At 52.0% G+C, this 7004-nt stretch carries 7 protein-coding genes; 5 read left to right on the top strand and 2 right to left on the bottom strand.

Annotation, left to right across the window (positions count from 1 at the left end; all coding sequences use genetic code 11):
* The 5 genes from HOK28_11900 to HOK28_11880 form a co-directional block, all read left to right on the top strand.
* Positions 1-1265, top strand: a 1265-nt coding sequence (locus HOK28_11900) for a lytic transglycosylase domain-containing protein (protein MBT6433791.1), incomplete at its 5' end; no start/stop codon positions are given.
* A 35-nt stretch (positions 1266-1300) separates the two neighbouring features.
* Positions 1301-2467, top strand: coding sequence for a M48 family metallopeptidase (locus tag HOK28_11895; GenBank protein ID MBT6433790.1), 1167 nt, complete (start codon positions 1301-1303; stop codon positions 2465-2467).
* Entirely contained in the window at positions 2464-3129 is a 666-nt protein-coding gene (locus tag HOK28_11890) for a TIGR00266 family protein (GenBank protein ID MBT6433789.1), read from the top strand. Before HOK28_11895 ends, HOK28_11890 begins: the two co-directional genes overlap by 4 nt.
* A gap of 4 nt (positions 3130-3133) precedes the next feature.
* Positions 3134-3823 carry a TIGR00266 family protein gene (locus HOK28_11885; GenBank protein MBT6433788.1) on the top strand — a complete coding sequence of 230 codons (690 nt, stop codon included), beginning with the start codon at positions 3134-3136 and terminating at the stop codon, positions 3821-3823.
* Between the two features lie 12 nt (positions 3824-3835).
* A complete protein-coding gene (locus tag HOK28_11880; protein ID MBT6433787.1) occupies positions 3836-4537 on the top strand; it encodes a TIGR00266 family protein in 702 nt (233 codons plus the stop codon).
* Here the strand turns inward: HOK28_11880 and HOK28_11875 are convergent.
* Positions 4534-5172, bottom strand: a complete 639-nt coding sequence (locus tag HOK28_11875; protein MBT6433786.1) for an MBL fold metallo-hydrolase — start codon at positions 5170-5172, stop codon at positions 4534-4536. The genes HOK28_11880 and HOK28_11875 overlap by 4 nt on opposite strands.
* A 14-nt stretch (positions 5173-5186) precedes the next feature.
* The coding region (mltG, locus tag HOK28_11870; protein MBT6433785.1) for an endolytic transglycosylase MltG at positions 5187-7004 on the bottom strand (1818 nt) is incomplete at its 5' end.

Raw genomic sequence — 7004 nt, 5'->3', positions numbered from 1 at the left:
GTCATTCTATGGTGGACGATCTCTTTTTCTGGGCTGGTGACCTTTACCAACGTCGCAAACGCTTTGACGAAGCCCACGCATATTACAAACGCATTCAAGACCTACCCATCGCCGGAGATCATTGCGGGGAGGCCACTTGGCGCCGTGCTTGGATTTACTACCGCAATGACTTACCTCTGGAAGCACAACGAGTCCTTAGCCAAAGTATCCAGCAAACAAGCTGCACTTCCAAAACAGAGGATAGGGCCCGCGCATTTTATTGGTTGGCGCGTATCAGCTTAGACCAGGGCGAAAAGGCCAGGGCGGCCAAACAATTCGAACGGGTTCTGGATGAAGCGCCCCTTCACTATTACGCTCAACTTGCGCTGACGAGACTTCGGGAAGTGGATGCACCGAGGCTTGCGTGGCTAGAAGCGCACCTCACGGCACCTGCGGCGAAAGAAACAACCACAATCTGTACGGGTGAGCTCGCCAAAGACATCTATTTTCAAAATGGACTCAAGCTTTTAAGGAGCGGGTTTCGCCGAGATGCAGGACTCTACTTAAGGCGCTCCACCAAAGGGCTTGGCCCCACAGAAGGCGCCGATTGTGAGCCTATGCAAGCAGACCTTCTCTTAGCGCTGCTCTTAAACCGTGCAGGCTTTGAACAAGAAGCCCATTGGCAAGTGCGTTCTACATTTGCAGCCCAGCTTCAAAAGATACCCACGCATCAAGAAGCAGACATCTTCTTTGCCGCTTACCCCATGGCATACAGCAAAGAGATTGCAGCAGCAGAAGATGAACACGGAATCCCGCCGCTCTTTCTCCAGGCCCTGGCCCGAGAGGAAAGTGCGTTTGATGCCAGCGTCGTTAGCTGGGCCGGTGCCTACGGGTTAACCCAGCTTCTACTCTCAACCGCTCAAGGGGCAGGGAAGCTGCTTACGCCTGAAATCAAAATAAAACGAGCGAGCGAGCTGTTCGACCCGGCATTGAATGCAAGGCTGGGCGGAGCCTTTATGGCCTCACTCATCAGCCGGTTTAAAGGCAGTACAGGCTTAGCGCTCTGCGGTTACAATGCCGCGCTTCGCACCGCCAACACTTGGTGGAAACGCCACGCTGGTGACGCCTTCGATATCTTTGCCGAGGAGCTCACCATCAAGGAAACTCGAAAATACGTGAAACGTGTCCACCAAACCTGGGGGATTTATCGCTGGCTCTACCAAGGTACGCAACCAGCACTGGCTACTGACCCAATTCCAGGCGCAACCCAAACCGCACAGCGTTAACTCTTCTTCATGGCACTTCAATACAGGAACCCTCTATGCAGCCCTTAACATTTCAAGGCGGTGTCTTCTCAGACGAAACTGCACTGGGCCGTGTGGGAGTCGAAATCACCGTAGAGCCGCAAGGCATCGATGCCAAACCAGGCGAGGGCACAACTTTCAAACTCGCCTCAACTGAAGTTCTCCTAGAGGTCGGGGGCGCCAGTGGGAAAATGGTCTTTTGTAGAAATCCCGAAAAAACACTGACCATCTTCAGTGAAGCTCCTGGGTTTCTCAAAGCTCTAACTCTTCATCCCAATCCCCACGTTCATCAACAAGCCCTCTCTATTGAACAGTCTCTGCGTTCCTCGCAGCTAAAACGAGGACTCGGCTGGGCCTTATGCTTTGTAGGCATTTTCGCCATGGGTTTCTGGGGCCTGAGTGCTCTTCAAGGTGTCGCGCGGCGCGCAGTGCATCAGGTTCCTTGGGAAGTAGATGAAACCATTGGGCAGACCCTGGTTGCGCAAATGGACCTTGGCGGCCCCATGCTTGAAAACTTGGTGGTTCAAGATGCCACCAACAAAATCCTACAGAGACTCGTTCCGCACTCATCAAGGCCCGAGGCTCAATTTGATATCCACGTCGTCAAAAGTGACCAGGTAAATGCCTTTGCACTTCCTGGCGGGCAGATGGTTGTTTTCACTGGCCTGCTTAAGCGAGCAAAAAAAGCAGAAGAAGTCGCCGGTGTGCTCGCTCACGAAATTGCTCATGTTACACAAAGGCATGGCCTTGACCGCATCGTTCAATCCATTGGCATCATGACACTTGTGCAATTGGCCGTTGGCGACAGCTCAGTGCTCCTCGGGCTTGGCTCTGAATTAGTCACTTTAGCCGCCATTAACAGCTACAGCCGAGATCAAGAAAGTGAAGCTGACGATATAGGAGTTCGCATTCTACACTCGGCGGGAATTGCCCATACACATCTGGCCCAATTCTTTAAAGACCTAAAAGAGCAGGGACCCGTTCACGGTGGCAAGGATAAAAACAAACCACAGCTGCCAGACCAAGTGGAAGAAATGCTCTCGTGGGTAAGCACGCACCCGGCCATTGGCGCTCGGATTGAAGCCATCGAATCCACCCACCAAAGCCTCGGTACTTTAGAGCAAAAGCCTTTTGACATAGACTGGAAAGCAGTTCACCAAGCACTCCTGGAAAATAAACCATGAACATTGATATTCGATTTAAAACCGCTTTTGCGACTCTCTTTGTAACGCTTGCCCCCGGCGAGTCTATCGTTGCAGAAGCCGGCGCCATGGCCAGTATGTCTCGCCATATCCAAATCAAAACACGTTTTAACGGTGGGTTTTTCAAAGCTCTGATGCGGAAAATATTTGGCGGAGAGTCCTTATTCATCAACACGTTCCATTGCCCGCAAGGGTCTACCCCTGGGCAACTGGTGCTTACTCAGCCCACGCCAGGAGATCTGCAGACGATTGAACTAGCGGGACAAAGCCTTTTTCTTCAGCCTGGAGCCTATGTAGCTTCCACGCCCGGTGTCAATTTAGGACTCGGGTTTGCGGGTTTTGCCAGCTGGTTTGGCGGCGAGGGGCTTTTCAAGCTTCAAGTCAGCGGGCACGGGCAAGTTTGGATGGGCGGTTATGGCGGTATCTTCAGCCGCGATGTTCAAGGCGAATATATCGTCGACAGCGGACACATTCTTGCATACGAGCCTACCCTTGGTTTGTCGGTAGGCTTAAGCGCAGGAATATTCTCCAGCTTCTTTGGCGGCGAGGGCTTTGTAAGCCGCGTCAAAGGACAAGGGAAAATCTACCTTCAATCACGAAGTCTCGATGGGCTTGCCCATTGGACCAACCGGCACATTTGGTAACACCATGACTATAGAATTACTTTCACAACCTGCGGCTACAGCCGCTAAGATTCAAATGAACCGGGGCGACGTGGTGACTGCTGAAGTCGGTGCCATGATTGCCATGAGCCCTCAGATAACGGTTGAGACCACGAGCCGAAGCCGAGGGGGTTCCGGCGGTTTTCTTAAAGGCGTTAAGCGTATGTTCTCAGGTGAGAACTTCTTCTTAAACCACTTCACCTCTCATCAGGACGATAGCGAAATTATTTTGGGACCATCCTTGATTGGTGACGTAGCCCACCACGAGCTCAACAACGCTACCTTAATTGTTCAATCATCGGGCTGGCTTGCTGCGTGCGGTAAAATCGATATCGATACAACGTGGCAAGGGCTCGGTGCTGCGCTTTTCGGCGGTGAGGGGCTTTTTTGGGTGAAGTGCAGTGGGCAGGGCGATGTCTTACTCAACAGCTTCGGTGCAATCTACGAAATAGAGGTTGACGGAGAATACTGCGTCGACACCAGTCACATCGTTGCCTACGAAGAAACGCTTAACTTCAGTATCTCCAAAGCATCCAGCGGTTGGGTCTCTAGCTTTATGAGCGGCGAAGGCTTTGTTTGTAACTTCCAAGGTCGCGGGAAAATATATTGCCAGACCCATGCACCCGGAGACTTCGGTAAAAACCTTGGTCCTAAGCTCAAACCCGTTCGCGAATAGGAAGTCTCTACGATGCAAAGTGATTACAAATTCGATATCAGCATGCGCCCTGATTACTCCCTTCTCACCATGAACCTGGAGCCCGGGCAGAAGGTTTATGCTGAGCCTGGCTCCATGGCGTCCATGTCCACCGGCATAGAGCTTAAAGCGGGCCTGAAGGGCGGCATCATGAAATCCCTGGGCCGTGCACTGGGCGGCGAAAATCTCGTCATCAATACCTATACCGCAAAAAAACATGGCGAGGTTACATTTGCGCCAGGGCCTATGGGAGACCTTCAACACTACCGGCTCGATGGGAACAGTCTTATTTTGCAAAAGGGTGGTTTTGTTGCGCACGGAGAAGGGGTCGACCTCTCGGCGAAGTGGGAAGGAGCCAAAGGTTTTTTCAGCGGAGAAGGGCTGGTACTGCTCAAAGCGAGCGGAACGGGAGATGTGTTTTTCTCAACCTACGGCGCGATCATTGAGGTTGATGTGTCCGAGGGTTATCTCGTCGATACAGGATACGTTGTCGCATTTGAAGACACTTTAAATTACTCAGTAACGGTCGTACCTGGCCTGGGGACGGGTTCAAAAATCAAAAGTTTCTTATTCGGCGGGGAAAGACTTGTCTGTAAGTTTCAAGGCCGAGGCCGTGTTTGGATTCAAACCCGGTGTGTCACGCCTTTTCTGCGGTGGGCCTACAGCTATCGGCCGCGTGAACGCTCAAGCAATTAGACCAGAGTTTTTCGAACAAATGGATTCGTCAGGCGCTCGTAATCAATGGTCGAGGGAGCTCCGTGACCTGGTAGAATCTGCACAGAGCCATGCATCCCATAGAGCCGGTGACGGATAGATTTTTTGAGCTGATCTGGATCGCCTCCCCATTTGGTCGTGCGTCCAATACCGCCCTTAAACAAAGTATCGCCGGTCAGGCATAGGTTCTCCCCGGGAACGACCAAGCAAACCGAGCCTGGAGTGTGACCCGGAGTATGAATCACGCCGAGCTGAAATCTTCCAAAATCGATACAAGACATATCTTTAAGGGGCTTATCCATCGGTGTTGAAACATCCAATCGAAGGCCCATTTCCAGCGCCTGCATATCCATACAACTGTGAAGCTTAGCATCTCCTGTGTGTAAATAAGTAGGGGCACCTGTCAGCTCGCTCAAGAGAGCAGAGCCCATCGTATGGTCAACATGAGCGTGGGTATGAACAATGGCCACCGCGCGTAGACGGAGCCTTTTTAGACGCGAGAGCGTCTCTTGAACTGCATCGCCGGGATCAACAATGACTGCTTGATTCAGCAGACGGTCACCAAGAATAATCGCATTGCAGCCAAAAGACCCAGCACTGTAGGTCTCAATGATCATTCTAATAGGGTAACCTAGATTTTACCGTTTTGTCTCTGACGGGTCAGAGCTTTTTGATGTTGCGCGTAGGTTTGAGTGAAGACATGAGATTCGCTTCCATCCTTACGGGCAAAAAAGAATAGGTATTCATGGGACTCGGGCTTAAAGGCTGCCTCGAGAGCAGAAAGTCCCGGGTTAGCGATGGGGCCGGGTGGAAGACCGGTATGTAAATACGTGTTGTAATCCGAAGGTTGGCGCAAATCGCTTAACCGCAAGCGCTCCTTAGGTTTTCCAAGGATGTACTGAACCGTCGCACAAGACTCCAAGCGCATATTTTTCTCGAGCCGGTTAAAGAAGACACCGGCGATTCGAGGCATCTCATCGGAACGCTTGGCTTCACGTTCAACAATTGAGGCGAGTACGACGCGCCGTTTTAATTCTTCGGGAGCCATATCAAGACGATCGGCTAACCCATCGAGGCGGTCAAAAAAGAGCTGAACCATCGCCGAGACGATGTCGCGAGGGGCAAGACCTTTGGCGAACGTGTAGGTTTCAGGAAAAAGAAAACCTTCCACCGTGGCTCCAGGAATTTCGTACTTGCTAAGAAGCTGCGGATTTCGAGCAGCTTCCATAAAGCCTTCGCGCGTCACGAGACCACTGGACTCAACAAGCTCGGCAACTTGTTTTAAATTGAGACCCTCTGGGACGGTAATTGTTTCGGTGCTAATTTGCCCATCGTGAAGTTCATCAACAACATTCCAAGCCCACAAACCGCTGGCGATTCGATAATGACCGGCGCGCATGGAGCGTTCGACGCCCTTGATTTTTGCCAACACTCGAAATGCGAAACTGCTGCGAATCACACCGTCAGCTTGAAGCTTGCGAGCGATCTCGGCCACTGATGTACCTGGTGAAATTTCTAGTACGGCGTTGTGAGTTCGTGCTTGGCGCGGCGGTGCTGCCCACAATAAGCCTAAGCCGCCCACACAAAATGCCAAGCATGCGGCCATGGCAACACGAAATTTGCGAGGTTTTGCATCTTCACGGAAGTCTTCGAGGCTAATGACACCTTCAGGTGTAACAACCGCTTCGCCATCGTCATGAACTTCTTCTTGCTTAGATGTTTCGGGCTCTGGAGTCCCTAGGTCGGCAATGACTGGGAGTTCGAACAACTGAGTCGGTTCAGCAGAGGCCAAAACTTCTGGCTCAGGCTCGGGTGTAGCAACCACTGGAGCCACGGATTCCACTGGTGCCAGAGCTTCTATCGGCTCAACAACCTCTTGAACGTCGAGCGGTTCGGCGTCTTCCGCAATTTGAGGCTTACGTGCTCGCTCCAACAATTCCTTTCGGCTGATTGTTGTGCGCGGCCGCTTTCGCTGAACTTTACGGGTTTGCTTAACCGTGGGTTTACCCTGAGGATTACGCAGAGCATTTTCGCATATCTCGAAAACTTTGCTCACGGCAGTCAGAGGTAGAGGCGAGCCTTGATTGTCGGCGTAGGCTAGTGCCTCTAAACGATTATCGATAACGAGAGGTAAAATCGCGAAGGCGCGCGGTAGATCGATGCCTAGAGTTTCAGCAATTTCGTGTCCACCTGGCGAGCGACCAGCGCTTACCACGGGGGAAGCTGCTTCAATGGTCCAACGCAAAGGCGTTTGCTCGAGAAGGCTCAGGCTTTCACCACGCGCTTGAAGGTCGATACCTTTTACATATGCAACCCGGGCATCTGTGCCTCGAATCTCAAATAAGGCAACCCTCTCAAATACCTGACCAAGCGCACGAGCCCACGTAGCGGCCGCCCGAATTCTTCTACCTGGTTCTTGGCTCTTACCAAGAGGTTGTTGCTGCGTACT

The sequence above is a fragment of the Deltaproteobacteria bacterium genome (assembly GCA_018668695.1).
Taxonomy (GTDB): Bacteria; Myxococcota; XYA12-FULL-58-9; order XYA12-FULL-58-9; family JABJBS01; genus JABJBS01.
This window is presented reverse-complemented; position numbering and strand designations above follow the sequence as displayed.